This window comes from Pseudoxanthomonas sp. P4_B2 (assembly GCF_056402315.1).
Genome location: NZ_JBFUHQ010000005.1, coordinates 415,551 through 441,252, shown reverse-complemented (window position 1 = coordinate 441,252; position 25,702 = coordinate 415,551). Strand labels below are relative to the sequence as shown.

30 protein-coding genes are annotated in these 25,702 nt (G+C 63.3%); 15 read left to right on the top strand and 15 right to left on the bottom strand.

What is annotated here, in order from left to right; translation table 11 throughout:
• Positions 1-162: 162 nt before the first annotated feature.
• The 3 genes from AC1DTQ_RS14960 to grxD are packed head-to-tail and all read right to left on the bottom strand — an operon-like array spanning position 163 to position 1,825.
• Entirely contained in the window at positions 163-765 is a 603-nt protein-coding gene (locus AC1DTQ_RS14960; protein WP_477850574.1) for a YhgN family NAAT transporter, read from the bottom strand.
• The gene (locus AC1DTQ_RS14955) at positions 762-1,508 is read right to left on the bottom strand and encodes an SDR family NAD(P)-dependent oxidoreductase (protein ID WP_477850573.1); all 747 of its coding nucleotides are present in this window, start codon (positions 1,506-1,508) and stop codon (positions 762-764) included. The genes AC1DTQ_RS14960 and AC1DTQ_RS14955 overlap by 4 nt, the downstream gene beginning before the upstream one ends.
• Positions 1,505-1,825: a Grx4 family monothiol glutaredoxin gene (gene grxD / locus AC1DTQ_RS14950; protein ID WP_477850572.1), complete on the bottom strand. Its 321-nt coding sequence runs from the start codon at positions 1,823-1,825 to the stop codon at positions 1,505-1,507. The genes AC1DTQ_RS14955 and grxD overlap by 4 nt, the downstream gene beginning before the upstream one ends.
• Before the next feature lie 129 nt (positions 1,826-1,954).
• Between grxD and AC1DTQ_RS14945 the strand changes: the two genes are divergently transcribed.
• Together AC1DTQ_RS14945 and AC1DTQ_RS14940 are read left to right on the top strand one after the other, a co-directional pair.
• Positions 1,955-2,542 carry a superoxide dismutase gene (locus AC1DTQ_RS14945; RefSeq protein WP_477850570.1) on the top strand — a complete coding sequence of 196 codons (588 nt, stop codon included), beginning with the start codon at positions 1,955-1,957 and terminating at the stop codon, positions 2,540-2,542.
• Positions 2,543-2,732: 190 nt separating this feature from the next.
• The gene (locus AC1DTQ_RS14940) at positions 2,733-3,155 is read left to right on the top strand and encodes a hypothetical protein (protein WP_477850569.1); all 423 of its coding nucleotides are present in this window, start codon (positions 2,733-2,735) and stop codon (positions 3,153-3,155) included.
• A 198-nt stretch (positions 3,156-3,353) separates the two neighbouring features.
• Here AC1DTQ_RS14940 and AC1DTQ_RS14935 read toward each other — a convergent pair whose 3' ends face one another.
• Positions 3,354-4,508 carry a 5-(carboxyamino)imidazole ribonucleotide synthase gene (locus tag AC1DTQ_RS14935; protein ID WP_477850568.1) on the bottom strand — a complete coding sequence of 385 codons (1,155 nt, stop codon included), beginning with the start codon at positions 4,506-4,508 and terminating at the stop codon, positions 3,354-3,356.
• Complete coding sequence (gene purE, locus AC1DTQ_RS14930) at positions 4,508-5,038, bottom strand: 5-(carboxyamino)imidazole ribonucleotide mutase (RefSeq protein WP_477850567.1); 531 nt, start codon at positions 5,036-5,038, stop codon at positions 4,508-4,510. Before purE ends, AC1DTQ_RS14935 begins: the two co-directional genes overlap by 1 nt.
• Positions 5,039-5,128: 90 nt before the next feature.
• Here purE and AC1DTQ_RS14925 point away from each other — a divergent pair, with 90 nt between their 5' ends.
• From AC1DTQ_RS14925 to AC1DTQ_RS14915, 3 genes are read left to right on the top strand one after another with little or no spacing between them, the layout of a single operon-like run.
• Positions 5,129-5,395, top strand: a complete 267-nt coding sequence (locus tag AC1DTQ_RS14925; protein ID WP_477850566.1) for a Trm112 family protein — start codon at positions 5,129-5,131, stop codon at positions 5,393-5,395.
• The gene (gene nadC, locus AC1DTQ_RS14920) at positions 5,395-6,249 is read left to right on the top strand and encodes a carboxylating nicotinate-nucleotide diphosphorylase (RefSeq protein ID WP_477850565.1); all 855 of its coding nucleotides are present in this window, start codon (positions 5,395-5,397) and stop codon (positions 6,247-6,249) included. The genes AC1DTQ_RS14925 and nadC overlap by 1 nt, the downstream gene beginning before the upstream one ends.
• Before the next feature lie 6 nt (positions 6,250-6,255).
• A complete protein-coding gene (locus tag AC1DTQ_RS14915) occupies positions 6,256-6,585 on the top strand; it encodes a DUF3301 domain-containing protein (protein ID WP_477850564.1) in 330 nt (109 codons plus the stop codon).
• A gap of 17 nt (positions 6,586-6,602) precedes the next feature.
• On the opposite strand, the gene AC1DTQ_RS14910 is transcribed toward AC1DTQ_RS14915, so the two are convergent.
• The 6 genes from AC1DTQ_RS14910 to AC1DTQ_RS14885 form a co-directional block, all read right to left on the bottom strand.
• Entirely contained in the window at positions 6,603-7,040 is a 438-nt protein-coding gene (locus AC1DTQ_RS14910) for a ClpXP protease specificity-enhancing factor (RefSeq protein WP_477850563.1), read from the bottom strand.
• A gap of 49 nt (positions 7,041-7,089) precedes the next feature.
• Positions 7,090-7,725: a glutathione S-transferase N-terminal domain-containing protein gene (locus tag AC1DTQ_RS14905; protein ID WP_093281783.1), complete on the bottom strand. Its 636-nt coding sequence runs from the start codon at positions 7,723-7,725 to the stop codon at positions 7,090-7,092.
• Between the two features lie 156 nt (positions 7,726-7,881).
• Positions 7,882-8,655, bottom strand: coding sequence for a cytochrome c1 (locus AC1DTQ_RS14900; protein WP_477850562.1), 774 nt, complete (start codon positions 8,653-8,655; stop codon positions 7,882-7,884).
• On the bottom strand, positions 8,648-9,910 hold the full coding sequence (locus tag AC1DTQ_RS14895) for a cytochrome b (RefSeq protein ID WP_477850560.1): 1,263 nt from the start codon (positions 9,908-9,910) through the stop codon (positions 8,648-8,650). Before AC1DTQ_RS14895 ends, AC1DTQ_RS14900 begins: the two co-directional genes overlap by 8 nt.
• 3 nt (positions 9,911-9,913) lie before the next feature.
• On the bottom strand, positions 9,914-10,534 hold the full coding sequence (gene petA, locus AC1DTQ_RS14890) for a ubiquinol-cytochrome c reductase iron-sulfur subunit (protein WP_477850559.1): 621 nt from the start codon (positions 10,532-10,534) through the stop codon (positions 9,914-9,916).
• A gap of 164 nt (positions 10,535-10,698) precedes the next feature.
• A complete protein-coding gene (locus tag AC1DTQ_RS14885) occupies positions 10,699-11,652 on the bottom strand; it encodes a lytic transglycosylase domain-containing protein (RefSeq protein WP_477850557.1) in 954 nt (317 codons plus the stop codon).
• A 196-nt stretch (positions 11,653-11,848) separates the two neighbouring features.
• On the opposite strand from AC1DTQ_RS14885, the gene miaB reads away from it, so the two are divergent.
• Positions 11,849-13,312 (top strand): tRNA (N6-isopentenyl adenosine(37)-C2)-methylthiotransferase MiaB, encoded by a 1,464-nt coding sequence (gene miaB, locus AC1DTQ_RS14880; protein ID WP_477850556.1) that lies wholly within the window; start codon positions 11,849-11,851, stop codon positions 13,310-13,312.
• A 7-nt stretch (positions 13,313-13,319) separates the two neighbouring features.
• Positions 13,320-13,814 (top strand): N-acetyltransferase family protein, encoded by a 495-nt coding sequence (locus AC1DTQ_RS14875; protein WP_477850555.1) that lies wholly within the window; start codon positions 13,320-13,322, stop codon positions 13,812-13,814.
• 60 nt (positions 13,815-13,874) lie between these two features.
• Here the strand turns inward: AC1DTQ_RS14875 and AC1DTQ_RS14870 are convergent, their stop codons facing one another.
• Genes AC1DTQ_RS14870 through AC1DTQ_RS14855 form a run of 4 tightly spaced genes read right to left on the bottom strand, consistent with a single transcriptional unit; the run spans position 13,875 to position 17,568 of the window.
• On the bottom strand, positions 13,875-14,960 hold the full coding sequence (locus tag AC1DTQ_RS14870; RefSeq protein WP_477850554.1) for an ABC transporter permease: 1,086 nt from the start codon (positions 14,958-14,960) through the stop codon (positions 13,875-13,877).
• Positions 14,957-15,880: an ABC transporter ATP-binding protein gene (locus AC1DTQ_RS14865; protein WP_477850630.1), complete on the bottom strand. Its 924-nt coding sequence runs from the start codon at positions 15,878-15,880 to the stop codon at positions 14,957-14,959. Before AC1DTQ_RS14865 ends, AC1DTQ_RS14870 begins: the two co-directional genes overlap by 4 nt.
• A gap of 19 nt (positions 15,881-15,899) precedes the next feature.
• On the bottom strand, positions 15,900-16,844 hold the full coding sequence (locus AC1DTQ_RS14860; RefSeq protein WP_477850629.1) for an HlyD family secretion protein: 945 nt from the start codon (positions 16,842-16,844) through the stop codon (positions 15,900-15,902).
• 19 nt (positions 16,845-16,863) lie between these two features.
• Positions 16,864-17,568 (bottom strand): TetR/AcrR family transcriptional regulator, encoded by a 705-nt coding sequence (locus AC1DTQ_RS14855; RefSeq protein WP_477850553.1) that lies wholly within the window; start codon positions 17,566-17,568, stop codon positions 16,864-16,866.
• Positions 17,569-17,719: 151 nt separating this feature from the next.
• On the opposite strand from AC1DTQ_RS14855, the gene AC1DTQ_RS14850 reads away from it, so the two are divergent.
• From AC1DTQ_RS14850 to AC1DTQ_RS14815, 8 genes are all read left to right on the top strand, one after another.
• Complete coding sequence (locus AC1DTQ_RS14850) at positions 17,720-18,007, top strand: hypothetical protein (protein ID WP_477850551.1); 288 nt, start codon at positions 17,720-17,722, stop codon at positions 18,005-18,007.
• A 7-nt stretch (positions 18,008-18,014) separates the two neighbouring features.
• Positions 18,015-18,998: a PhoH family protein gene (locus tag AC1DTQ_RS14845; RefSeq protein ID WP_477850550.1), complete on the top strand. Its 984-nt coding sequence runs from the start codon at positions 18,015-18,017 to the stop codon at positions 18,996-18,998.
• Between the two features lie 144 nt (positions 18,999-19,142).
• Positions 19,143-19,634 (top strand): rRNA maturation RNase YbeY, encoded by a 492-nt coding sequence (gene ybeY / locus AC1DTQ_RS14840; RefSeq protein WP_477850549.1) that lies wholly within the window; start codon positions 19,143-19,145, stop codon positions 19,632-19,634.
• 1 nt (position 19,635) lies between these two features.
• Complete coding sequence (locus tag AC1DTQ_RS14835; protein ID WP_477850548.1) at positions 19,636-20,223, top strand: hypothetical protein; 588 nt, start codon at positions 19,636-19,638, stop codon at positions 20,221-20,223.
• A gap of 180 nt (positions 20,224-20,403) precedes the next feature.
• Positions 20,404-21,279, top strand: coding sequence for an HlyC/CorC family transporter (locus tag AC1DTQ_RS14830; protein ID WP_477850546.1), 876 nt, complete (start codon positions 20,404-20,406; stop codon positions 21,277-21,279).
• Positions 21,245-22,471, top strand: coding sequence for a lipoprotein N-acyltransferase Lnb domain-containing protein (locus AC1DTQ_RS14825; protein ID WP_477850545.1), 1,227 nt, complete (start codon positions 21,245-21,247; stop codon positions 22,469-22,471). The genes AC1DTQ_RS14830 and AC1DTQ_RS14825 overlap by 35 nt, the downstream gene beginning before the upstream one ends.
• 69 nt (positions 22,472-22,540) lie before the next feature.
• Positions 22,541-24,574 (top strand): glycoside hydrolase family 97 protein, encoded by a 2,034-nt coding sequence (locus AC1DTQ_RS14820; RefSeq protein WP_477850627.1) that lies wholly within the window; start codon positions 22,541-22,543, stop codon positions 24,572-24,574.
• Between the two features lie 94 nt (positions 24,575-24,668).
• Positions 24,669-25,670 carry a magnesium and cobalt transport protein CorA gene (locus AC1DTQ_RS14815; protein WP_477850544.1) on the top strand — a complete coding sequence of 334 codons (1,002 nt, stop codon included), beginning with the start codon at positions 24,669-24,671 and terminating at the stop codon, positions 25,668-25,670.
• Positions 25,671-25,702: the final 32 nt, after the last annotated feature.

The following is a 25,702-nucleotide window of genomic DNA, read 5'->3' as shown; positions in this document are numbered from 1 at the left end:
GCGCGATCCCAAGTGGAATCACTAGCGCTGGATGAAGCCCCTGACCCCGTGAACTGCGTCACCGGGTTAACAACAGATTAACACGATAGACAGCCGGTATTACCGTGTTATGACAAGTTTTTGCACCGCACCATAACGACCCAATCGCCTTTGCTGAAGCGACTAAATGTTGGGCGGCGAGAGTTTCAGATAAGTCCCTATTCCGTCTAGGAACATCTGTACCGAGATGGCCACCAGCAGCATGCCCATGAGCCTTTCCAGCGCGATCAGGGCGCTGCGGCCCAGCCATTTGTAAAGGAGGGTCGCGGAAAACAGGATGGCGGCGGTGGCGCCCCAGGCGACCATCAGGGCCAGGCTCCAATCCCAGAGCCGGCCGGGTTCGTTGCTGCCCATCAACATCACCGCGGCCATGCCCGAAGGGCCAGCCACCAGCGGAATGGCCAGCGGCACGATGAAAGGTTCGCCGCCGGGCAGCTCGCCCATCAACCCTTCCGGCCGCGGGAAAATCATGCGGATGCCGATCAGGAACAGCACAATGCCGCCGGCGATCTGCACCGATTCCTGCCGCAGGTGCATCAATTCCAGTGCGTATTTCCCGCCCCAGAGAAATCCCATGAGGACCGCCAGCGCGATCAATAGCTCACGCGCCAGCACGATGCGCTGACGCTTGGGCGCCAGCGGTTTCAGCACGCTGAGGAATACCGGGATGTTGCCCAGCGGATCCAGGATCAGGAACAGAAGCAGCGCGGCCGACAGGATGGTCACGCGCGAACGCTCCAGATTTCACCGCGGTGGGCAGCACCGGCAGATGACAGCAAGGTGACACAGGCGTCGGCATAGTCGGCCGGGTCGCGCGCCTGCGCATCTTCGTCCTCGGCATAGGCCTTGGCGCGTAGGGAAGTGCGCATGGGGCCGGGCTGCAAGGCTGCGACTCTGACGCTGGAGTTCGCAAGTTCCGCATGCAACATGCCCACCATGGCGCTCAGGCCATGTTGAGCCAACCCGTAGCCGCCCCAATACGCCTGCCCTACGCGGCTCATGTCGTCCAGCGCGAACACCAGCGCGGCATCCGGAGCCTGCTTGAGCAACGGCAGGCACGCTTGCGACAGCCACCAGGGCGCGGTGAGATTGACGTGCACGGCGCGGGCGAAATTGGCCGGGTCCGTATGCTCCAACGGGGTGAGTCCGCGGAATTCGGCGGCGCAATGCAGCACGCCGTCCAGCCGGCCCAGTTCACGCTGCAGGCGGTCCGCCATTTCGGCGTAGTCGTCCGGAGCGGCGCCTTCCAGATCCAGCGGATAAAGCAAAGGCTCGGGCCCCAGCTTCGCGCACGCATCGTAGACACGGTTCAATTTGGGCGGCTTGCGCCCCAGCAGGACCACGGTGGCGCCCGCGCCCGCGCAGGCCTGCGCCGCGGCGCTGCCCAAGCCGCCTTGCGCACCGCTGATCAGCACCACCCGTCCGTGCAGCGCGCCTGTTTTGCGGGTCGGAAGAGCAAGCAGACTCACTCCGCCGCAGCCTCCGAAACGATGCGCTGCAATTCACCTGACTCGAACAATTCCAGGGTGATGTCGCAACCGCCGATCAGCTCGCCATGGATGAAGAGCTGAGGGAAGGTCGGCCAATTGGAGAAACGCGGCAGATTAGCGCGGATCTCGGGCTCTTCCAGCACGTTGACCGTATGCACTTCGCCGGCACCGGCGCTCTTGAGCGCATGCATCGCTCGGCTGGAGAAGCCGCACATCGGGAACTGCGGTGTGCCTTTCATAAAAAGGACGATGGGGTGGGCCTCGACTTCGGCCTGGATGCGTTCCATCACCGGCATGGTGTTTTCTCCTGCGTTGACGGCCTGCAAACCGTGGTCGGGTAAACTCCCATTGTAAGCCTTCGCACGGCCCCGCCGCTGCGTCGAACCCTCCACGTCCGCCCCGCCTAGCACAGCAAAGGAAAAGCCATGGCCATCGAACTTCCCCCGCTTCCCTACGACCGCACCGCGCTTGAGCCGCATATTTCCGGCGAGACCATCGACTTCCACTACGGCAAGCACCACAAGACCTATGTGGACAACCTCAACAAGCTGATCGAGGGCACCGAGTTCGCCAACCTGCCGCTGGAGGACATCATCCGCAAGTCGCAGGGCGGCATGTTCAACAACGCCGCGCAGATTTGGAACCACACCTTCTACTGGAACGGCCTGAAGTCGGCTTCGGAAGGTGGCGGCGGCGAGCCGACTGGCAAGGTGGCCGAACTGATCAACCAGGCCTTCGGCGATTTCGCCAAGTTCAAGGAAGAGTTCACCAAGACCGCCATCGGCACCTTCGGTTCGGGCTGGGGCTGGCTGGTGCAGCGCCCGGACGGCTCGCTGGCCCTGGTCAGCACTTCTAACGCCGCCACCCCGCTGACCGGCGACGACACCCCGCTGCTGACCATCGACGTGTGGGAACACGCGTACTACATCGACTACCGCAATGCGCGACCGAAGTATGTCGAGTCGTTCTGGGCGCTGGTCAATTGGGACTTCGTGGCCGCCAATCTGCGCTGATCCTGACGCAGGGGAAAGTCCATGCACTGAAGGCCGGGATACTCCCGGCCTTTTTTGTAGCATCTCGTTCGGAGCGTTTCACACTTTGTTCCAAAACCTCAACGCAAACCCAATGCGGGCTTGCTGATCGTCAACGCGATGCCGCTTTTGCCGGTTCATTGTCGCGCAGTCCACCCAACAGGAGCGCGCAATGAAGACTTCCCGATGGCTCATCGTTTCCACGCTGATGGCAGCCGCTTTGTTCAGCGGCGATGCGCTGGCCCGCAAGCACGACCGCGACAACAACCCGCCCGGCCCTGCGGGTGGCCGCGGCACTAACTGGGAGAATCCTCCCGGATGGAAAGGCGGTCCCGGCGCTTCGCCCGACTATCGCTACTACCGCTACCACGGCCAGCGCTACAAGTTCGTCTTGAAGAACGGCTACTACTACAACGCCGGCTATGGCTATTGGCATCCGCGATACGGTTTGTGGAATCAGGCGCGCCGCTGCTGGCTGGATTTCGACAACAATCCGCCCGGACCGCGCGGCGGCCGCGGAACCAATTGGGAAAATCCGCCAGGTTGGCGGGGTGGTCCGGGGGCGTCGCCGGATCGGTTCGGTCGTTGCCGTTGAACGAAAGGCGACGAACCGTTTTTCGCGCAACAGCTTGTCGTAGGTCGGCCCTACGCGGCCGACGCGCGTGACGATAGGAAACGCTGTGTGCGTCGGGGGCATAGCACACCGGCCTACGATTCGGCGGCTTTTTAGGTCGGAATTATTCGGGCTTCGCCGTACCCTCACCCCAACCCCTCTCCCGATGGGAGAGGGGCTTTAGTCGGCGAGTCGGCCGACGGGCGAGGCGACCTGCGATTCACGGCCGAGCGTCGCGCCCACGCGCTGCAACGCCTCGGCCAGCGCAATCGCGGAGTCTTCGCGCAAGGTTGTGTGCCCCACCTTGCGCCCGCTGCGCGGCAACTTACCGTAGTCGTGCCAGTGGCCAGCGGGTTCGGCCAACACGACATTGCGATCAGGCAGCTCGCCGATCCAGTTGAGCATGCACGCATGACCGAGCATGCGCGTGTCGCCGAGCGGCAGACCGAGCACGGCACGCAGATGGTTCTCGAACTGCGAAGTCTCCGCGCCTTCGATGGTCCAATGCCCGGAGTTATGCACGCGCGGCGCCATTTCATTGGCCAGCCATTGCCCGTCTTTGCAGAATAGTTCGAGCGCGAACACTCCCACGTAATCCAACGCTTCAGCCAGTTGATTGGCGTAACCGTAAGCGAGCTGCGCGAGTCCGTCGTCGATGGTGGCCGGCGCCAGGCTGGCGGACAACACCCCGTCCACATGCCAATTCTCGGTCAAAGGCCAGGTGCGGAATTCGCCGTCGCGGCCGCGTACGGCCACCACCGACAACTCGCGTTGGAAGGGGATGAAGGCTTCGACGATCAGTCCCACCGCTTCTGCCTGCGCGTCCGCCTGCGCACCCAGCGCCTGCCAGGCCGCCTCGATGTCGCCTGCCGACTTGATGCGGAACTGGCCCTTGCCGTCATAGCCCAAGCGCCGCGTCTTGAGGATGCATGGGCCGCCGATACGCGAGACTTCCTCCTCCAATCCGTCGCGCGTGGACACCGCGGCGTATTCGCCGACCGGGATGCCCAGGCTACGGAACAGATTCTTTTCCACCAGCCGATCCTGGGCCACGGAGAGCGCGCGCGGATTGGGGAACACCGGCACGCGCGTCGCCAGCCATTCGGCGCTTTCCGCCGGCACATTCTCGAAGTCGAAAGTGGCCACATCCACCCTGGAGGCGAATTCGGCCAATGCCGCTTCATCGCGGTAGTCGCCCACCAGCAGCGGTGCGAATTGGCCCGCGCAGGCGTCCGCTTCGGTATCCATGACCAGGAAGCGCAGGCCCAGCGGCGCGCCGGAAAGTGCGAGCATGCGGGCCAGTTGCCCGCCTCCCAGTATTCCGACGGTGGTCATTACGCCGACGGTCCGGAACTTGAGACGGGAAGCCGCGGATCATCGTTCGCGGTTACTTCATCGCTCTGCCTGCTGCGGAACGCCTCCAGCGCATTGGCGATGTCGGGGTACTGCGGCGCCAGCAACGCAGCCGCGAACAAAGCGGCGTTGGAGGCCCCAGCATTGCCGATCGCGAAGGTGGCCACGGGAATGCCCGCCGGCATTTGCACAATCGATAGCAGTGAATCCATTCCATTGAGCGCCTTCGACTGCACCGGCACGCCCAGCACCGGAACCGCGGTCTTGGCTGCCAGCATGCCCGGCAAATGCGCTGCGCCGCCGGCGCCCGCCACTATCGCGCGCAACCCACGCGACGCCGCTGCCTCGGCATACGAAAACAGCACGTCGGGCGTGCGGTGCGCGGAAACCACTTTCACTTCATAAGGCACGCCCAGCGCATCGAGTTTCTGCGCGGCATGCTGCATGGTTTCCCAGTCGGAACGGGAGCCCATCACTATGCCGACCAACGGGCTGGGAACTGTGGCGGTCATGCCGTCCTCTCAGAAGTAGTGAAACAGGCGTTCACTGCCTGCGGTCGCAAAGGCTTATTCTAGGGCATCTTCCCGCTTGACTACGGACGAATGGACCGCAAATTGCTCGATATCCTGTGCTGCCCCACCACGCGCCAGTCGCTGGCCCTGCTCGACTCGCAAGCCCTGGAAGCGTTGAACCGTGCCATCGGCGCCGGAGGGGTCAAGCGCGCCGACGACACCGTGCAAACCGAGCCGCTGCGCGAAGCCTTGCTGACCCGCGACCGCAAGACGGTCTACCGCGTCGACGACGGCATTCCGGTGCTGCTGGCCGAGGAAGCCATCGCCACCGCGCAGATCGAAGGCTTCCCCGCCTGATGCCGCAGGATTTCTCTCCGCCGCCGGCAGAGGTCATTGCCGAGGACGTAGCGCGCGCACTGGCCGAAGACCTGGGCAGCGGCGACGTGACCGCTGCGCTGCTGCCGGACGTGGCCGACATCGCCTATCTGTTGTGCAAGGAAGAGGCCGTGGTCTCGGGACGCCCTTGGTTCGATGCCTGCCATCGTGCGCTGGACTCTGAAGTAGCGATCGAATGGCGCGTGCAGGAAGGCGAACGCGTCCATGCCGGCACTGTGCTGGCCACCCTGTCCGGCCGCGCTCGCGCGTTGGTCAGTGGCGAGCGCGCGAGCCTGAATTTCATGCAGACCCTCTCCGGCACGGCGACCACGACGGCGGCTTACGTAGCGGCGGTACGCGGCACGCGGGCGAAGATCCTGGATACGCGCAAGACGCTTCCCGGCCTGCGCCTTGCCCAGAAATACGCGGTGCGCTGCGGAGGCGGCAGCAACCATCGCATTGGCCTGTTCGACACGGTGATGCTGAAGGAAAACCACATCCGCGCCGCGGGCTCGCTGACTGCGGCAGTGCGGGCCGCGCGCGTGGCGCAACCGGCGTTGCCGTTGGTGGTGGAAGTCGAAAACCTGGCGCAGCTTGAGGAAGCGCTGGAGGCGGGCTGCGACCGCATCCTGATCGACGACTTCGATGCCGCCACGCGCCGCGAAGCGGTACGCATCGCCGACGGCAGAATACCGCTGGAGGTCTCCGGCGGTGTCAGCCTGGAAACGGTGCGGAGCATCGCCGAGGACGGCGTGGATTGCATTTCCGTCGGTGGACTGACCAAGCACGTCCATGCCATCGACCTATCGTTGAAACTCGGCCCTGCGCCGCGCTGATCGCCCGTGCCTTCACTCATCCTGCTGATGATCGCCGGCGCCGCCGTTTTCACTTATTGGAATGCGGCGCGTGCCGCTGCGGAACACGCCAAACAACTGGGCCGCGATGCGTGCGCCGCGGCGCAAGTCATGTGGCTGGACGAGTCCGTGCACGCAGCGGGGATAAGAGTGCGCCGTAACGAGAACGGGCGCCTGGGCTTCGAGCGCAGTTTCCGCTTCGAGTATTCCTACGATGGCGTCGACCGCCATATCGGCAGGATGGTATTACGCGGCGAGAAACTGGTGTCGTTCATCGGACCGGCGAAACCCTCGGCCACGCCGATCAATCTACATTGATCGCGACCGCAGGAGCGTTACTTCACCACGCGTAGATGCGGACGCTTGCCAGCCGCCGGCGCGTCTTCGGCCGGAGTCGTCGGCGAAGGCGGTTCATCGTCGCCCTCAGGACCAGTCGCCCCTGCGATGTCGTCCGGCAAGGCCATGCCCTGCCCGGTTTCGCGCGCATAGATGGCCAGCACCGCCGAAATAGGCACCAGCACCGGATAACTGACGCCACCGAAGCGCGCGCTGAAGCTGACCGAACTGTTGTCTATCTGCAGCCGAACCACCGCGCGCTCGGCGATGTTCAATACCACCTTGCCTTCCTTGACCGCGCTGGGTGGAACCTGCACGCCCGGCTGGGTCGCGTCGACCAACAGATGCGGGGTCATGTCGTTGTCGGCAATCCACTGGGACAACGCTCGCAACAGGTACGGGCGATGGCTGGTCATACGCGGTGTTTCATCGGTCATGCGAATACTCTAGCGCGCCGGAAGCGTACGGGACCTGACGCGCAGAAGCTTACGCCGGAATCTCGCGCAGGCGTTTTTCCTGGTCGGTCAGGCTGCGTAGGAATCCCGGATTACGGAAGATCCGGTTGCCGTAATCCTCGATGGACTTGCCGTCCTTGGGCAGCGGGATGTCCAGCGACGGCAGGCGCCAGATGATCGGCGCCATGGCGCAGTCGGCCAGGCTCATTTCCGGATTGAGGAAGAATTTGCTGGCCTTGAACAGCGGCACCGACGCGGTGAGCAGTTCCTTCAGACGCTTGCGGCCGGCCTCGGCCTGGGCCTTGTTGCCCAGTTGGATGGCCTGCACTTGCGGCACCCAGTCGTGCTCGATGCGCAGCATGGCCAGACGCAGGCGCGCACGGGAAAGCGGGTCCACCGGCATCAGCGGCGGATGCGGATAGCGTTCGTCCAGGTATTCGCTGACCACCGAGGCGGCGTACAGCACCAGATCGCGCTCCACCAGGGTGGGCACGGAATGGTAGGGGTTGAGGTCGATCAGATCTTCGGGCGGGTTCTGCGCGTCCACCGGGACCAGGTCGTAGGTCACGCCTTTGGCGGCCAGCACCAACCGCACGCGGTGGCACAGCACGTCATCGGTGGAAGAAAACAACGTCAAGGTATTTCGCATACGCGGACTCGCAGCCATCAGGCTCTCCGACGACCGGAACCGCCGGTCGCATCGACGCCGCCAGCCCTCTGCTGACAGTCGCCACGGCCCCGAGTACGTATTTCTCCGCCAGGCCTGCTCTCCGGCCTGCCCCGTGACCCGCGCGGACAAGCGCGGGCCGGCGGAAAAATACGCTTAGTGCACGTCTTTCCAGTATTCCTGCTTGAGCAGGAAGGCCAGGAAGGTGAGCGCCACCAGGAACAAGACCACCCACACGCCCATGCTCTGGCGTTTGAGGGCGGCAGGTTCGCCGGCGTACTCGAGGAAGTTGGTGATGTCGCGCGCGGTCTGGTCGAACTGGGCCGCGGTCTGCGTGCCCGGCTGAGTCACCTTCAATGCCTCGACATGGCGCTCGCCGATGGCGTCCGGCTTGCTCATTTCGGCATGCTGCAGGCCTTGCATCCGCCACAGCGGATTGGGCATGGACGCATTCGGGAACAGCTTGTTATTCCAGCCCAGCGGACGGCTTTCGTCCAGGTAGAACGACTTCAGATAGGTATAAATCCAGTCGCTGCCGCGGACCCGCGCAATCAGGCTCAGGTCGGGCGGCATCTTGCCGAACCACTTGGTGGCCGGGTCGTGCGGCATCGATACCTTGATCTGCTCGCCGAACTTGGCGCCGGTGAAGTTGAGGTTGGTCATCACCTCTTCTTCGCTCAGCCCCAGGTCTTCGGCCATGCGCGAATAGCGCAGGTATTTGAGCGAGTGGCAGCCGGAGCAGTAGTTCATGTACAGCTGCGCGCCACGCTGCAGCGAAGCGCGATCGCTGAGGTCGTTGCCGGCCTGCAGGGTGTTGCCGCCTTCGGAAGCGAACACCGACAGCGATAGCAACAGTCCACCGGTGAACACGGCCAGACGCGATGCGAGATTCCGCGGAAAAAACAGGTTGGAGAACGGGTTCTTAGTCATGCGTCGTCACCCGTTCCGGCACTGGCTTGGTCTTGTCTAGCTTGGTCCATAGCGGCATGGTGATGAAGAAAGCGAAATAGAGGAAGGTCAGCACGCGGCCGATGATGGTCTCGACCGGATCGGTACCCGGACCGGCGCCGATCTTGCCCAGCCATACGAAGCAGATGGCGAGCACGCCCAGAGCGACTTTGGAAATCCAGCCGCGGTAGCGCACCGACTTCACCTTGGCTCTATCCAGCCAGGGCACGAAGAACAGCACCGCGATCGCCGCGAACATCACCAGCACGCCGCTCAGCTTGTGAGGAATGACCCGCAACATCGCGTAGTACGGGGTGTAGTACCAGACCGGCTTGATGTGTTCCGGCGTGACCAAACGGTTGGCCTCGGTGAAATTGTCGTGCTCCAGGAACCAGCCGCCGAACGCCGGTGCGAAGAAGATGATGAACGCGGCGATGATCAGCAGGAAGCCCACGCCGACCAGGTCCTTGACCGTGTAGTACGGATGGAACGGGATTCCGTCGGCCGGCTTGGTCGCATCCCAGCGGTTGCCCTTGGGGCCGTACTTGATGTCGACGCCATCGGGATTGTTGGAACCCACTTCATGCAACGCGCCCAGGTGCAGCACCACCAGCAGCAGCAGCACCAGTGGCAACGCGATCACGTGCAGGGCGAAGAAGCGGTTGAGGGTGGCGTCGCCGGGCAGGTAATCGCCCATGATCCATTCGGTCAGGCCGTTGCCGATCACCGGAATCGCGCCGAACAGCGAGATGATGACCTTGGCGCCCCAGAACGACATCTGGCCCCACGGCAGCACGTAGCCCATGAAGGCTTCGGCCATCAGCACCAGATAGATCAGCATGCCCAGGATCCACACCAGCTCGCGCGGCTTCTGGTAGCTGCCATAGATCAGGCCGCGGAACATGTGCAGATAGACCACGATGAAGAACAGCGAGGCGCCGGTGCTGTGCATGTAGCGGATCAGCCAGCCCCATTCGACGTCGCGCATGATGTATTCGACCGACGAAAACGCTTCGGCCGCGGCCGGCTTGAAGTGCATCGTCAGGAAGATGCCGGTAACGATCTGGTTGACCAGCACCAACAGGGCCAGCGAGCCCATGTAGTACCAGAAATTGAAGTTTTTCGGCGCGTAATACTCGGTCATGTGCTTGCGATACACGGGCATGAAGCCCGGCGCGCGCGCGGTGAACCAGTCCCAGACGCCGTCTGCGGTGCGGAGGAGGATGTTCTTCGCCATGACTTACGCAGTTCCCTTCGGATCGAGGCCAACAACGATTGTGTTGTCGTCCTGATAGTAGTGCGGCGGCACCAGCAGGTTGATGGGCGCGGGAACGCCCTGGAAGACGCGCCCCGACATATCGAAGCGCGACTTGTGGCAGGGGCAAAAGTAGCCGCCTTTCCACTCGGGATCGTACGGCTCGGGCTTGATCTCGGCGACCATTTCCGGCGAACAACCCAGGTGCGTGCATAGGCCGACCAGCACGGAAATCTCCGGTTTGACCGAACGGAACTCCGGGTTGCCCTTCAACACGTATTCGGGCTGCTGGTCCTTGTTGGTCGACTCAGGATCGCGCAGGCGGCTATCGAGGGTCGGCAACGCTTCCAGAATCGCCTTGGAGCGTTTGACGATCCAGATCGGCTGACCACGCCATTCCAGGACCAGGCGCTGGCCTTCCTGCAAGCCGGTCAGATCGGCGGTTACCGGGGCGCCGGCCAGCTTGGCCTGCGCACTCGGGTTCCACGACTTGATGAACGGTACTGCTACAAAACCGGCACCGACCGCACCAACCACAGCCGTGGTTGCGGTCAGGAACCGGCGTCGGCCCGTATTCACAGGCTCATTGACCCCATCATTGGCCATCCGGCACTCCGAAACTTTCAAATAGGTAGCGTAAGGCTGCCAAAGCCGACGCCATAACCCCGGCGCGGCCGCAAAAGACGGGAAATTGTAACGGAAGCCTTAATCAGCCGACAACGTTGGCCGGAAAATCAATGACTTGAAAGCGCCGCAGGACCTACAGCGGTTCAACGTGCGCCGATGGACCCGCGGTAACGATCGGCCAGCACGCCCACTCGCGCCACGTAGCGCTGGGTTTCCTGGTACGGCGGTACGCCGCCGTGGCGATCCACCGCCCCCTCGCCCGCGTTGTAACCGGCGGCGGCGAGAGTGAGATCGCCGTTGAACCGCTTCAGCAACCAGGCCAGATATTGCACGCCACCGCGAATATTCTGGCTGGCGTCGTACGAGTCGGTGACGCCGAAACGGCGCGCCGTGGCCGGCATCAGCTGCATCAGGCCCTGCGCGCCGGCATGCGAAAGCGCCATCGGATTGAACGAGGATTCGGCGTGAATGATGGCGCGCACGATAGCTTCGTCCACACCGTAATCGCGGGCGGCGGCCTTGATCTCGGCGTCGTAGGAGATGGTGTTCAGACGCAAGGTACCGAAATTGACCCCGGGATTGGCAGCGCAGGCAAAACAGGTTTCGATGAAGCTGTATTTGATGGTGCGCACGCTAGCCACGACGCCAGCGCCCTTGGGCCGTGCGCTGGTGTAGTGGCGCACACCATCCTTGATGTAGGAATACACCTGCCCGCTGACCACGCGTCGGGTGTTGCCGGAAGCAAGAGCAGGCTTAGAGGCTACCGGCAATGCAGCGGGGACGATGGCGCCAGCGACGGTCGACTCAGGCCTGGTGATCATGGCGCCCGAACTGGCTGCGCCCAACGCGGTCGTCGGAGTGGCAGGCACCGACACGCTGCTGACGGGCCGCGAAACCGACGCGCTGCTGGATCGGCTGTCCGGCGTATACCGGCTGATCACCTCGCAGCTCGCACCGCCGACACGCTTGCTGACGTAGTTGGGTACGCCATCGGCGCCGGTGCACTTGTACAGGGTGCCCGCGCTAGCCGGCAATGCGGTCAACGCCAACAGAGCCGCCAGCAACGACAGCGCATAATTCTGAGAAGCCCCCTTCATGCCCGGGAGTGTCCCAACTTCATGACCGGTTGCCAAGTCCTTGTCCGACAAAAGGATTTCCCCAGGAAGCGGAGGGTGACCCACATCTCATTGCACGGGTCGGTTTGTGGCGGGTTTCTACAAGAAACGACGGCCAGGGACCATACCGGCCGTTAAACTGTGCGCCTCTTCCGCCAACCCGCCTGGATTACCCACCATGCCCGGGATCGCCTCCCCCTCCCCGTCTACTGCGGACGGTACCGCCCTGCCTCCCCCTTCAGCGGGAAGCCCAGCCGAAGGCCAGCCGAGTGCAGGCTTGCCTGCACGGGGAAAGTTGTTCATCAAGACCCACGGTTGCCAGATGAACGAGTACGACTCGTCCAAGATGGCCGATGTGCTGGCCGATTCCGATGGTCTGGAGCTGACCGACAACCCCGAAGAAGCCGACGTCATCCTGATTAACACCTGCTCGATCCGCGAGAAGGCGCAGGAAAAGGTGTTCAGCCAGCTGGGCCGCTGGAAGTCGTTGAAGAAGGACGGCAAGCCGGTGCTGATCGGCGTCGGCGGCTGCGTGGCCTCGCAGGAAGGCGCCGCCATCGTCAAGCGCGCGCCTTACGTGGATCTGGTGTTCGGACCGCAGACCCTGCACCGGCTGCCCGAGCTGATCCGCGAACGCCGCGCTTCCGGCAAGCCGCAGGTGGACATCAGCTTCCCTGAGATCGAAAAGTTCGACCGCCTGCCCGAACCTCGAGCCGAAGGCCCCAGCGCGTTCGTCTCTATCATGGAAGGCTGCAGCAAGTACTGCAGCTTCTGCGTGGTGCCCTATACCCGCGGCGAGGAAGTGAGCCGGCCGTTCGAGGACGTGCTGGTCGAAATCGCACAGCTCGCCGCGCAAGGCGTGCGCGAGATCAACCTGCTGGGCCAGAACGTCAATGCGTACCGCGGTCCCTACGGCGACGGCTCGAACGGAGAAGCGCTTTTCGCCGACCTGGGCCTGCTGATCCGCACCATGGCCGAGATCGAGGGCATCGACCGCATCCGCTTCACCACTTCGCATCCGCTCGAGTTCTCCGACTCGCTGATCGAGGCGTATCGCGACGTGCCGCAGCTGGCCAACTACCTGCACCTGCCCGTGCAGGCCGGCAGCGACCGCATCCTGGCGGCGATGAAACGCGGCTACACCACACTGGAGTTCAAACAGAAGATCCGCAAGCTGCGCGCGGTGCGTCCGGATATTTCCATCTCCTCGGATTTCATCGTCGGTTTCCCCGGCGAAACCGATGCCGATTTCGACAAGACCATGAAGCTGATCGAGGACGTGGGCTTCGACCAGTCCTACTCGTTCATCTACTCGCGCAGGCCGGGCACGCCTGCAGCGGATCTGGAAGACGACACTGCGGATGCGGTGAAGCACGAACGCCTGGCGCGGCTGCAGGCGGCCGTCAACGCCAACTCGACCCGCATCTCGCAATCCATGCTCGGCAGCGTGCAGCGCGTGCTGGTGGAACGGCACAGTACCCGCGACAAGTCGGAACTGACGGGACGCACGGAAAACATGCGCTATGTGAACTTTCCCGGCAATGCCCGATTGATCGGACAGTTCGTGGATGTGGTGGTCACCGAGGCGATGGCGAATTCGTTGCGGGGACGGATCGAGCTGACCGATTCCGGCATCGCGTGATCGCGCCATGAGCGATGCGCTTTCGATTCGCGAAATAGGCGCGGACGAATTTTCGGGTGCCTGGCCCATTTTCCAGAAAGTGATCGCGGCCGGCGACACCTACAGTTATCCGCCCGACATGCGCATGGAACAGGCACGGGCGATGTGGACTACTCCGCCATCTCGCTGTTTCATCGCCGAGAGCAGCAGCGAAATCCTCGGCATGTATATGCTCAGGCCCAACCAACCCGGGCTCGGCGATCATGTCGCCAACGCCGGCTACATGGTGTCGCCGCACGCAAGAGGCCAAGGCATCGCCTCGGCGATGTGCGAGCACTCGCTGGACGAAGCTCGAAGCTCGGGTTTCCAGGCGATGCAGTTCAATTTCGTCGTCAGCACCAACGAGGGTGCAGTGCGCCTCTGGCAACGCCATGGCTTCGAGATCGTCGGCCGCATACCTGGCGCTTTCCGCCACGCCGCGTACGGGCCTACTGATGTCTACGTCATGCATCGGATGCTCTGATCGCGGGCCATGGTTGGACGAAGGGAGCCAGACTCGCGTTGTCGTCGCAAAACGGCTGCATCAATCCAAACGCTTGCGGAACCGCATAATCGCCAACGACATCATCACCGTGGTGAAAGCGAGCAAAGCCAGCACGTCCGGCCAGAGTTCGAACAGGTTCGCGCCACGCAGCACCACTCCACGTATCAGGCGCACGAAGTGGGTCAGCGGCAGCACTTCGGCGATCCACTGCGCGGCCTTCGGCATGCCGTCGAACGGAAACATGAAGCCCGAGAGCAGGATCGACGGCAAGAACAGGAAGAACGCCATCTGCATGGCTTGGAATTGCGTCTGCGCGCGTGTGGAGACCAGCAAACCCAAGGTCAGGTTGGCGACGATCAGCAGCATCGCCGCGCCATACACGCCCCATAGGCTGCCATTGATGGGTACCTTGAATAGCAGCACGCCCAGCAGCAGCACCACCGTGGTCTGCACCAGGCCGACGCCGATGTAGGGAAGCACCTTGCCGACCATCAGTTCGCCGCTGGAGACGGGCGTGGTGATCAGCAGTTCCAGATTGCCACGTTCTTTCTCGCGCACGATGGCCATGGCCGTGAACATCACCAGGGTCATGGTCAGGATGACGCCTATCAAGCCGGGCACCACGTTCACCGCCGAACGTCGCTCGGGGTTGTACAAGGGCAGTACGCTGATTTGTCCCTGCAGAGCGTTCTGGCCGCGACCATCCAGCGGCATCTGCGCCAGTTGGCGTGCGGTCGATTGCACCGACGTGTCGCTACCGTCGACGATCACCTGCATCGCCTCGCGCCCTTCGATCTTGCGGCGCTCGAAATCCGCCGGAATAACGATGCCGATCTTGATATCGCCCTTGCGCAGCAGGGTTTGCAGTTCCTGCGGCGTGCGCACGCCCGCCACCGGCCGGATCACGCCCGTGGCGAACAGATCCTGCGTCAGCGCGCGCGATCCGCTGGTGCCGGACAAGTCGGCGACTGCCGCCGGCAGATTGCGCACGTCCAGGTTGATGGCATAGCCGAACAGCAGCAGTTGCAGGGTCGGGATGCCGAGCATCATCGCCACGGTCATCTTGTCGCGCGCCATCTGCCGCAGCTCCTTGACCATCACCGCGAATATCTGGCGCGCTTTCATGCGGCGCGCGCCTTACGTTCGGACTGGGTGGCGGAGACGAAGACATCTTCCAGGTTCGGATCGATGGGCGTCACTTCCGCCTCCATACCCCTGGAGCGCAGGAACTCGCGCAGGCGCAGTTCCGTATCCGTTCCGGCATCGGTAAGCACCCGCAGTTCGTTGCCGATCTGGGCCACGCTGATCACGCCTTGGGCGTCGTGCAGGGCGGCCTGCGCCTTGCGCGGCTCGCTCGCGCGCACACCCACCGTGCGTCCGGCCAGTCCCTGTGTCAGTTCGGCCGGTGTGCCATCCGCGACCAAGCGACCCGTGTCCAGGATGGCGATACGATGGCAGCGTTCGGCTTCGTCCATGTAGTGCGTGGAAACCAGGATGGTGGTGCCGGCGTCGGCCAGGTCGAAGAGTTTTTCCCAGAAATCGCGACGGGACTCCGGATCGACTGCGCTGGTCGGCTCATCGAGGAACAGCAACTCCGGGTTGTGGACGGTGGCGCCGGCGAGCGCAAGCCGTTGCTTCTGCCCGCCGCTCATAGTGCCGGCGAGTTGCTTGGCACGATCGGCCAGATTGTAGGCAGCCAGCAATTCGTCGATGCGCACCCGGCGCCGTTCCCGCGACAAGCCTTGCACCGTGGCGAGGAACTCCAGATTTTCGCGCACGGTGAGGTCTTCGTATAACGAGAATTTCTGGGTCATATAGCCGATGCGCTTGCGCAGTTCCTCGGCCTGTTCGGGGATTCTCAACCCCAGCACTTCGATTTCGCCGGCGCTGGGAGTCAACAGGCCGCATAGCATGCGGATGGTGGTGGACTTGCCGGAGCCGTTCGGGCCCAAGAAGCCGTACACGCTGGAACGCGAGACAGTAAGGTCGACGCCATCGACAGCGAGCAATGCGCCGAAACGCTTGCTCAGTCCGCGTGCGCGGATGACCGTATCGCTCGGATCGTTACTGGCCATTCGCGTTGCCGGAAAATTCCGCTCGCACCGGCACACCGGCGGGCAGATCGGCGCCCGTCTTGTCCAGGGCGATCTCGGCGAGGTAGCTCAACCGCTCCGCGTCGCGTCCCGATAGCGCGTAGTACGGCGTGAAAGTGGGTTCGCTGCGGATCATGCGGACGCGGCCATTGATAGCGGCCTCGCGGCCGTCGACGAAAACACGCGCGGCTTGCCCCACCTTGACGTTCGCGCGCATCGGCTCCGGCACGTACACGCGCGCGTACGGCGCATCGCCCACCAACAGGATCGCCAGCGGCGAACCCACCGGTGCTTGGTCGCCCAGCTTGTACGGCAGGCTGTCCACGCGACCCGCGCGCGGCGCGATCACATTCAGTTTTTCCAGCGATACGGCCTGTGTTGTGGCCTGCGCTTCGGCAGCAGCTACCGCCGAACGGCCCTGCGCCACCTGTTCGCTGCGTGTGCCTCGTTCCAGTTCCAGCAGCGCCGCCTGCGCAGCACGCACCTGGCCGTCCGCATTGCCGGCTGCGGCACGCGCGCGATCCACGTCGGAAGCGGCCACCAGTTTCTGCCTGCCCAGCGGCAGCAAGCGGTTGTAGTAGGCACGGGCATCGGCGGCCTGCGCCTGCGCCGCGGACAGATTGGCGTGGGCCTGGGCGATATCCTCGCTGCGCGGGCCGGCCTCGAGTTCCGACAGCGCTTCGCGGCTCTGCTGCGCTTGCGCCTGTACCGCAGCAAGTTGCGATTGCGTGCGGGTCAGTTCCAGTTGCATCAGCGATGCGCCGGCAGCGACCTGCTGGCCCTCGCGCACGTCTATGCGCACGATCTTCTCGGCCACCGGTGCGGGCAGCGAGATGCGATCCCATTCCAGCGTGCCCAGCACCTGTGGCGCGGAGTCCTTGCATGCGGATAACGCGAGCGTGCACAGGGCGATCATGAAAAGTGTCGGCGTCTTCTTATTTTTCACGATCCAGCTCCAGTCCGCGGTCCAGCAGGGAAAGCGTGTGCAGGCGCACGGTGTCGAAATCCAAGTCCTCGGCATTGAACAAGCGCCGCCAGATCGGTGCGCCCGCGGCCGGGAACAGAGTCAGGCCGACCAGCGAAACCATAAGCAAGCGCGGATCCAGGTCGGGGTTGATGCGGCCTTTCGCCTGCGCCTCGGCGAAGCGCCCGGCCATCATCTGCGGAAGCTGCGGACCGATGCGGTCGAACAGCAGGTCGCGCAGCGCGCCGCCCTCGCACAACACCTCGCGCACCCACAGCGGAGGCAGCCAGGGGTGTTCGGCCACGATCCTGCCGACACCGCTGACGAAACCGGCGATCAGCGCGGCAATGTCGTCGCCCGCCCGTGACAGAGGCTCGCGCAGGGCGACGAAGATGGGAATGATCTTCTGCTCGATCACTTCCGCCTGCAGTTGGTCTTTATCGCCGAAGTAGTAATGCAGCAGGGCCGGGGTCACCCCGGCTTCGCTGGCGATGTCGCGCAGCGAGGTGGCGGCGATGCCCTTGCGCACGAAACAGGCCAGCGCCGCTTCCAGCAGGCGCAGGCGCAGATCGGGGGAGTCGGCCATCGGCCGGCCGGGAGCGCGCTTCTTCGCAGGCTTGGAGACTCGCTTTGCCGGCACCGGCTTCGTGCCGGGAGGGAGCTTGGATTCGATCATGCGTTATATTTAATTCATTGTTTAATTAACTGCAATACCTTGCCGACGAACGGTAGCCTGTCTGGCCGTCGTCACCAGGCCGCGATACCCTGCACCGCCCTGTCGTGGCCAACTTGCCATCCCCCAGAACGCCCCCAACTTGTGGGTCTTCGTGCTCGAAGCCGTACCGCTGCCGGATGCGCCCGATTTCCAGGAATTCGGCGGCGCTTTCGTGCTCTGCTACCAGATGCCGGGCCTGGCGGAGGACCCGGTGCGCCGCGCCAGCGAATTCCTACGCGAGGCCGGCTGGCAGGTGACGGGCGTGCAGGAGGAGCCCCGGCTGATCGAGCGCGAGGAAGCGCCCGAAGCCGAACATTTCGACCAGGCGCTCATCGACGACGAGGCCTATGTATTCCACCAATGGCGCGTCGAAGACGCCGACGACCAGACCAGGCATTGACCCCTCCATGACCGTTTCCGACAAACGCGAATTCGTCCTCGAACCCAGCAATCCCGAACAGTTGGCCAACCTCGCCGGCCCGTTCGACGCGCACTTGCGCCAGATCGAGTTGCGGCTGGGAGTGGAAATCGCCAACCGCGGCAACGTCTTCAAGGTCACCGGACCGACCGCGGAAGTGAAAGCGACCGAAAAACTACTGCGTGCGCTATACCTGGAAGCGGCTGCGGAAACCTTCGACAGCGAATCCATCCACTTGCGCCTCAACGAAGCCAATGTGGATCACGTAGCGGCGGGGGGTTACGAAGCGCAGGAAGTGGCGATCAAGGTCAAGCGCGGCGTCGTGCGCGGCCGTGGTCCCAACCAGGCCGGCTACCTGCACGCCATCGCCACCCACGACATCAATTTCGGCATCGGTCCGGCCGGCACCGGCAAGACTTTCCTGGCCGTCGCCAGCGCGGTGGAAGCGCTCAACGAATCGCGAGTGCAACGCGTGATCCTGGTGCGTCCGGCGGTGGAGGCCGGCGAGAAGCTCGGCTTCCTGCCCGGCGATCTCTCGCAGAAGGTCGATCCTTACCTGCGGCCTCTGTACGACGCGCTGTACGAAATGCTGGGCGTGGAAAAGGTGATCAAGCTGCTGGAAAAGAACGTCATCGAGATCGCGCCGCTGGCCTATATGCGCGGCCGCACGCTCAACGACGCCTTCGTGATCCTGGACGAGGCGCAGAACACCACCATCGAACAGATGAAGATGTTCCTGACCCGCATCGGCTACGGCAGCACCGCCGTGGTCACCGGCGATCTGACCCAGGTCGACCTGCCCAAACACGTAAAATCAGGGCTGAAGGACGCGCTGGAGGTGTTGCGCGGCGTGGACGGCATCAGCTTCACCTTCTTCACCAGCCGCGACGTGGTTCGCCACCCGCTGGTCGCCAAGATCGTGCGGGCTTACGATGCTCGCGACGACAAGGATGCGGAAACCGGGCCGGCATGACGCTCGGTGGACCGACTATCTTTATGACGTCATCCCAGCGAACGCTGGGATCCATTTTGACTTTCGACCCCGGGCCGGATACTCAGCAATGCAAAGATCACAATCAAAATGGGTTCCAGCTTTCGCTGGAATGACGGCAAGAAAATGACCCAAGGCCCCGTCATTCTCGAAGTCTCCGTCAGTTACGCCCTGCCCCGCGCCGGGCTGCCTTCGTCGGTGAGCTTCCGCAAGTGGGTCGCGGCCGCGCTGCACGGCCGCATCCGCGAAGCCGATCTGGCTGTGCGCATCGTCGACACCAAGGAAGGCCGCGCGCTCAACCGCCATTACCGCGGCAAGGATTACGCGACCAACGTGTTGAGTTTCCCTGCCGAGATGGCCGAAGGCGTGAAGATGCCCAAAGGCGTGAAGATGCCGCTGCTGGGCGATCTGGTGATCTGCGCGCCGGTGGTGGCGCGCGAAGCGAAAGAGCAGAAGAAAGCGCTGGCCGCGCACTACGCGCATCTGACCGTGCACGGCGCGTTGCACCTGCTGGGCTGGAACCACGAAGACGATCGCGAGGCCGAAGCGATGGAGCAGTTGGAACGGCAGATCCTGGCCGAACTCGGTATCGACGACCCTTACGCATTCGAGGACTAGCATGCGTCGTTTTTTGTTTTCCCTGGCGCTGATGCTGCCGCTGCCGCTGCCGCTGCTGGCCCAGACTCCGGCCGCCGAAGAAAAGCTGGACCCCTCCCGCATCGATCTTGCCGCACTGATCGAGTGCAGGCAGGCGCTGGCCGACTTCCACTATCTGGCGCCGGCGCTCGCCGATCCGCTGCAGGCCGTAGCGCTGGGCTGGCGCCCGTTGCCGCAAGCCAATCTTTTCATGACCGAATTCAAGTTGAACTCGCCGATCACCGTGTTCGGCGACAGCACCGACCATATCGCCTTCACCGGCGACAGCATCATCGCCCTCCTGGACCTACCGGATCCACGTCCGCTGGCGAAGCGGCTGGAGTTGGAAACGGCCATCGACACGCCCGCCAAGGCCATGTTCGGCAAGGAAGTGAGCAGCGTCGAAGATCGCGACGCGGCCACGGGCACGGTCTACATCAAATCGGCGGTTCTCAACGTCTCCAACGTCGCCTCGCATCCGGGCAAGACCCTGGTGGGCTGCAGCTACAGCCTGGATGTGGCCGAGGATCCGGAGCCCACGCCTGCCGCCGCGGACACCATAGTTCCCTGACGCCACCTCCAAACCGTAGGAGCGCCGTCCCGGCGCGGGCTTTGCTCTGAATTTGTGGCGAAAAGCTCGCGCCGGGACGGCGCTCCCACGACCGCTTTCATAGCCGGGGGTGAAAATCCGTCCCTGCCATCCTGATAGACTGCCGCCGTCGCCCTCACCTGGGCTGCCTGCTACCCACCAATGTCAGAAGACGACAGTATTCCCGCGCCGGAAATTTCCGAGAAACATCCGGAAAAGCGGCGCTCCTGGCTGGACCGCATCAGTTCTGCGTTCTCTGGCGAACCTTCGTCACGCGACGACCTGGTCGCGCTGCTGCGCGATGCGCAGAGCGACGGGCTGATCGCCAGCGATACGCTGCGCATGATGGAAGGCGCCATCGCGGTGGCCGACCTGACCGTCGGCGACGTGATGGTCTCCCGCTCGCAGATGGTGTCCCTGCCCATCGCCTCGCGATTCCTGGATTTGATGAAGGAAGTCGTGGAATCCGGGCATTCGCGCTTCCCCGTGCACGGTGAAAACAAGGACGAGATCCTGGGCATTCTGTTGGCCAAAGATTTGCTGCGCGGCGTGGTCGCCGACAATGGTCCCGGCAACGTGCGCGAACTGCTGCGCCCAGCGGTACTGATCCCAGAATCCAAGAAGCTCAACCTGCTGCTCAAGGAATTCCGTCTGTCGCGCAACCACATGGCGATCGTGGTGGACGAATACGGCGGCGTCGCCGGCCTGGTGACCATCGAGGACGTGCTGGAGCAGATTGTCGGCGAAATCGACGACGAGCACGACGATGCGGAAGAAGGCGCCGACCAGATCGCCGCGCACGCCGATGGTCGCTATGTGGTGGACGCGCTGACTCCCATCTCCGACTTCAATGAACGTTTCGGCGCCGATTTTCCCGACGACGAGTACGACACCGTCGGCGGCCTGGTCACCGCCGCCATCGGCCATCTGCCGGATACCGACGAGGAACTGACTTTGGGGCGTTTCGAATTCCGCGTGGCCAAGGCCGACGCGCGCCGCGTGCATGCGTTCCATGTCGGCGTGCTTTCCGATAACTAGGATGTTCGCCCGCATCATTCTGCTATGCCTGCTGTCGGCGCTGGCGGTTTCCGCCTGGGCGGTCTCCTCACCGGGGCCCGCCAAGCGCGTGGGCGTGATGACCATGCAGCCCGGCGAAATATTCTTCGAGCGCTTCGGCCATGACGCCATCGTGGTGCTGGATACGCAGACCGGCCAAGCGACCTCGTACAACTTCGGTTTCTTCGATATGGACGAACCGGGCTTCGTCGGCCGTTTCGCCCACGGCGACATGCAGTACTACCTGGTCGCGATGCCGCTACAGCAGGATCTTTCCTATTACCGCGAAGTCGGACGCGGCGTGAAATTGCAATGGCTGGACCTGTCTCCGGAGCAAGCCAACGCGCTGGCCGCTGCATTGGCCGAACGCGCCAAGCCCGAGAACGCCCGTTACCACTACGACTACTTCACTTCCAACTGTTCCACCCAGGTGCGCGATGCGCTGGACAAGGTCATGGGCGGCGCATTGAAGCCGCAAATGGTGGGCCGTTCGCGCGGCAATACCTTCCGCAGCGAAGCGGTGAGGTTGGTTTCACCAGTGGCGTGGATGTGGCTGGGTTTCGACATCGGTCTGGGGCCGTACGCCGATGTACCCATGTCGCGCTGGGAAGAAGCCTATGTGCCGATGCGCCTGGCCGACAGCCTGGGCGAAGCGAAGAATTCCGCTGGGCGTCCCCTGGTGCAGGCGGAACAGGTGCTGGTGGAGCACCGCATCGCGCCCGAACCGCCCGAGCGACCGCGTCGTTGGTGGCCATGGCTGCTGATCGGACTTTCTGCGGCCGCGCTGATCGTCCTGCTGGCGCCACGCAAGCCGCGATTGGTCGCGGCGCTGGCATTACCACTTTGGCTGGTATGCGGGATCGCCGGCGCGTTGCTGGTGTTCCTATGGGGTTTCACCGAACACCAGGCCGCCTGGGCCAATCGCAACTTGCTGTTGATGAACCCGCTATGCCTACTGTTGATTCCAGGCGCGATTCCACTATTGCGCAAGCGTGCGCCTTCGGCCTGGTTCCGCTGGTTATTGGTGGTCGTCGCAGGCCTCGCTGTCGTCGCGTGGATCGTGCACTGGTTGCCGTTCGCCTTGCAGTACAACCAGAGCTGGGTGGCGCTGCTGTTGCCGGTTCATGCGGCGCTTGCATACGTATTCTTCCCGCAGCGCAGCTTGTTGCGCTGACCGGCGTGGCGCAGGATGCGGCCTCGATGCCGCCATACGGAAGCCCGCATGTTCCTTCGCCTGCTTGCAATGACCACGCTCCTCACCGCCTCCGCCCTCGCCAACGCGCAAGTCACCACGCCGCCGCCAGCGGCCGCGCTGCCCAAGGTGGGCATCGCATCGCCTGACGGCAACCTCTCGGTCGAAATGACCACCGATAAGGACGGCCGTCCGAGTTATGCCGTGCTGCGCGACGGCAAGGCGGTGATCACGCCGTCGCGGCTGGGATTCCTCTTCCTCGATGTGCCCAAGTTCGAACGCAACTTCGCCATTGCCGCGCACAAGACCCGCAGTTTCGATAAAACCTGGGAACAACCCTGGGGCGAGCGTCGCAGCATCCGCAATCACTACAACGAACTGCGCGTGACCCTGACCGAAAAGACCGCGCTCAAGCGCAGCCTCGATGTGGTCTTCCGCGTCTACGACGACGGACTGGGCTTCCGCTACGAATTCCCGGACCAGGCCGCGCTGAAGCAGGTGAAGATCGGCGAGGAACTGACTGAGTTCAACATCGCCGAAGCCGCCACCGCCTGGTGGATCCCCGCAGGCGAATGGAACCGCGAGGAATATCTGTACCACCGCACGCCGCTGCAGGAAGTCGGCCAAGCGCAGACACCCATCACTTTGCGCACCGACAACGGCCTGCATATCTCCATCCACGAAGCGGCGCTGGTGGACTATTCGGGCATGAACCTCACCCGGGTGGAGAACCGCAAGTTGCGCGCCACGCTGACCGACGGCATAGGCGACGGCAAGGTGGTTCGCACTGCGCCGTTCAACACGCCCTGGCGCACGTTGCAGCTGTCCGACGACGCCGGCGGCCTGGTGACCTCCAGTCTGATCCTCAACCTCAACGAGCCCAACAAGCTCGGCGACGTGTCGTGGATAAAGCCTATGAAGTACGTGGGCGTGTGGTGGGAAATGCATCTGGACAAGAAGACCTGGGCTTCGGGTCCCAAGCACGGCGCCACCAACGAAAACGTAATGAAGCACATCGACTTCGCTGCCAAGCATGGACTGGGCGGTGTGCTGGTCGAGGGTTGGAACGTGGGCTGGGACGGCGATTGGTTCGGCAACGGCGAAGATTTCAGCTTCACCCAGCCTTACCCGGATTTCGACATCGAAAAACTGGCTGCTTACGCGAAGTCGAAGAACGTCCGCCTGATCGGCCATCACGAAACCTCGGGCAATGCCGCGCATTACGAATCGCAGATGGGCACAGGATTCGATCTGTACCAGCGCCTAGGCATCGATGCGGTCAAGACCGGCTACGTCGCCGACGCCGGACAGGCCAAGGTCATCGGCACCGACGGCAAGTTGCACTATGCCTGGCACGAGGGCCAGGACATGGCGCGGCATCACCTCAAGGTGGTGACGGAAGCGGCCAAGCGCCACATCGCAGTCAATGCGCACGAACCGATCAAAGATACCGGCCTGCGCCGCACCTATCCCAACTGGATTTCGCGCGAAGGCGCACGCGGCATGGAATTCAGCGCCTGGGGCGAACCCGGCAATCCGCCCGAGCACGAAGCCAACCTGGTGTTCACCCGCCTGCTGGCCGGCCCCATGGACTACACGCCCGGCATCTTCGGCATGAAGACGCGCGCACCCGATGGCGTGGCCACCACCTGGGCCAAACAGCTGGCTTTGTACGTAGTGATCTACAGCCCCATCCAAATGGCCGCCGATCTGCTTGAGAACTACGAAGCCAATCCCAGGCCGTTCAAGTTCATCGAGGATGTGCCGGTGGACTGGGAAGACACGCGCGTACTGAACGGCGAGGTCGGCGACTACGTGACTATCGTGCGCAAGGATCGCCATTCCGACAACTGGTACCTGGGCTCGATATCAGACGAAGAAGGACGGGAGCTGAAAGCGCCGTTGTCGTTCCTCGACCCAGGCCGCAGCTACACCGCGCAGATCTACCGCGACGGCGAGAAGGCCGACTGGAAGCGCGCGCCGCAAGACATCGTGATCGAAGAACGCAAGGTGACCAGCGCCGATACGCTGACCTTGCGCCTGGCGCCGGGTGGCGGACAGGCGATCCGTTTCGTCGCCGAATAAACGCTCCGTGTAGGAGCGACTCGAGTCGCTCCTACAACGCTGCGGTCCAGATCACGGCTTGCCGCACCGGCTCGACTGGCGCACGATTCGCACCATGAATGACATCGCCAAGCCCGCACTCCCCTCCTGCGTCATCAACTGCGTCGTCTACGACAAGGAAGGCAAGCGCCACGACATCACCCTGGATGCCATCAGCGACGTGCTGGCGCAGGACGACGGCAGCTTCGTGTGGGTGGGTTTGTACGAACCGGCCGATGAGATCCTGGAGAAGCTGCAAGAGGAATTCTGCCTGCACGATCTGGCGGTGGAAGACGCGCAAAACGCGCACCAGCGTCCGAAGCTGGAAGCCTATGGCAACTCCATGTTCGCGGTTACCCATACCGCGCAGGTCATCCATGAGAAGATCGTCTACGGCGAAACGCACCTGTTCGTCGGTCCACGCTACCTGATCACCGTGCGTCACGGCGCCTCGCTTTCGTACGCGCCGGTGCGCGAACGCGTGGAACGCGAACCGGATCTGTTGGTGCTGGGACCTTCGTACGGCCTTTATGCGGTGATGGATTTTATCGTCGACAACTACCGGCCCATCATCGATGAATTCCGCGACACCGCCGATTCGCTGGAACAAGCGATCTTCGCCGACACCTACAGCCGCGACACCGTGGTGCGGCTGTACGAACTGAAGCGCGAACTCAGCAAGATGCGCTTGGCGGTGGGCCCACTGCAGGACGTGCTGGCCCAACTCAGCCGCACCCAGAGCGCGCTGATCCCCGAAGAAGTGCGCTTGTACTTCCGCGACGTCTACGACCATGCCCTGCGCGTCAACGAGTCGCTGGACACGTTGCGCGAAATGCTGACCACGGCACTGAGCGTCAATCTATCGCTGGTGACGCTGGGACAGGGAGAAGTGGTGAAGCGCCTAGGCGCTTGGGCTGCACTGCTGGCAGCGCCCACCCTGATCACCAGCTGGTACGGCATGAATTTCCACAACATGCCGGAAATCGACAAAGCCTATGCCTACCCGGTCCTGATCGGCGGCGTCGCGCTGGTCTGCGGCACCCTATATTGGCTGTTCAAGCGCGCCAAGTGGCTTTGACCACCGCGCCTCTTATTGCAGGTAGGAGCGAC

Bases quoted from the DNA above. Each gene is read 5' to 3' on its own strand.
- grxD (WP_477850572.1), bottom strand. From the start codon at position 1,825: ATGCCGGTGATGGAACGCATCCAGGCCGAAGTCGAGGCCCACCCCATC.
- AC1DTQ_RS14945 (WP_477850570.1), top strand. From the start codon at position 1,955: ATGGCCATCGAACTTCCCCCGCTTCCCTACGACCGCACCGCGCTTGAG.
- AC1DTQ_RS14940 (WP_477850569.1), top strand. From the start codon at position 2,733: ATGAAGACTTCCCGATGGCTCATCGTTTCCACGCTGATGGCAGCCGCT.
- AC1DTQ_RS14935 (WP_477850568.1), bottom strand. From the start codon at position 4,508: ATGACCACCGTCGGAATACTGGGAGGCGGGCAACTGGCCCGCATGCTC.
- purE (WP_477850567.1), bottom strand. From the start codon at position 5,038: ATGACCGCCACAGTTCCCAGCCCGTTGGTCGGCATAGTGATGGGCTCC.
- AC1DTQ_RS14925 (WP_477850566.1), top strand. From the start codon at position 5,129: ATGGACCGCAAATTGCTCGATATCCTGTGCTGCCCCACCACGCGCCAG.
- nadC (WP_477850565.1), top strand. From the start codon at position 5,395: ATGCCGCAGGATTTCTCTCCGCCGCCGGCAGAGGTCATTGCCGAGGAC.
- AC1DTQ_RS14910 (WP_477850563.1), bottom strand. From the start codon at position 7,040: ATGACCGATGAAACACCGCGTATGACCAGCCATCGCCCGTACCTGTTG.
- AC1DTQ_RS14905 (WP_093281783.1), bottom strand. From the start codon at position 7,725: ATGGCTGCGAGTCCGCGTATGCGAAATACCTTGACGTTGTTTTCTTCC.
- AC1DTQ_RS14900 (WP_477850562.1), bottom strand. From the start codon at position 8,655: ATGACTAAGAACCCGTTCTCCAACCTGTTTTTTCCGCGGAATCTCGCA.
- AC1DTQ_RS14895 (WP_477850560.1), bottom strand. From the start codon at position 9,910: ATGGCGAAGAACATCCTCCTCCGCACCGCAGACGGCGTCTGGGACTGG.
- petA (WP_477850559.1), bottom strand. From the start codon at position 10,534: ATGGCCAATGATGGGGTCAATGAGCCTGTGAATACGGGCCGACGCCGG.
- AC1DTQ_RS14885 (WP_477850557.1), bottom strand. From the start codon at position 11,652: ATGAAGGGGGCTTCTCAGAATTATGCGCTGTCGTTGCTGGCGGCTCTG.
- miaB (WP_477850556.1), top strand. From the start codon at position 11,849: ATGCCCGGGATCGCCTCCCCCTCCCCGTCTACTGCGGACGGTACCGCC.
- AC1DTQ_RS14875 (WP_477850555.1), top strand. From the start codon at position 13,320: ATGAGCGATGCGCTTTCGATTCGCGAAATAGGCGCGGACGAATTTTCG.
- AC1DTQ_RS14870 (WP_477850554.1), bottom strand. From the start codon at position 14,960: ATGAAAGCGCGCCAGATATTCGCGGTGATGGTCAAGGAGCTGCGGCAG.
- AC1DTQ_RS14860 (WP_477850629.1), bottom strand. From the start codon at position 16,844: ATGATCGCCCTGTGCACGCTCGCGTTATCCGCATGCAAGGACTCCGCG.
- AC1DTQ_RS14855 (WP_477850553.1), bottom strand. From the start codon at position 17,568: ATGATCGAATCCAAGCTCCCTCCCGGCACGAAGCCGGTGCCGGCAAAG.
- AC1DTQ_RS14845 (WP_477850550.1), top strand. From the start codon at position 18,015: ATGACCGTTTCCGACAAACGCGAATTCGTCCTCGAACCCAGCAATCCC.
- ybeY (WP_477850549.1), top strand. From the start codon at position 19,143: ATGACCCAAGGCCCCGTCATTCTCGAAGTCTCCGTCAGTTACGCCCTG.
- AC1DTQ_RS14835 (WP_477850548.1), top strand. From the start codon at position 19,636: ATGCGTCGTTTTTTGTTTTCCCTGGCGCTGATGCTGCCGCTGCCGCTG.
- AC1DTQ_RS14830 (WP_477850546.1), top strand. From the start codon at position 20,404: ATGTCAGAAGACGACAGTATTCCCGCGCCGGAAATTTCCGAGAAACAT.
- AC1DTQ_RS14825 (WP_477850545.1), top strand. From the start codon at position 21,245: ATGCGTTCCATGTCGGCGTGCTTTCCGATAACTAGGATGTTCGCCCGC.
- AC1DTQ_RS14820 (WP_477850627.1), top strand. From the start codon at position 22,541: ATGACCACGCTCCTCACCGCCTCCGCCCTCGCCAACGCGCAAGTCACC.
- AC1DTQ_RS14815 (WP_477850544.1), top strand. From the start codon at position 24,669: ATGAATGACATCGCCAAGCCCGCACTCCCCTCCTGCGTCATCAACTGC.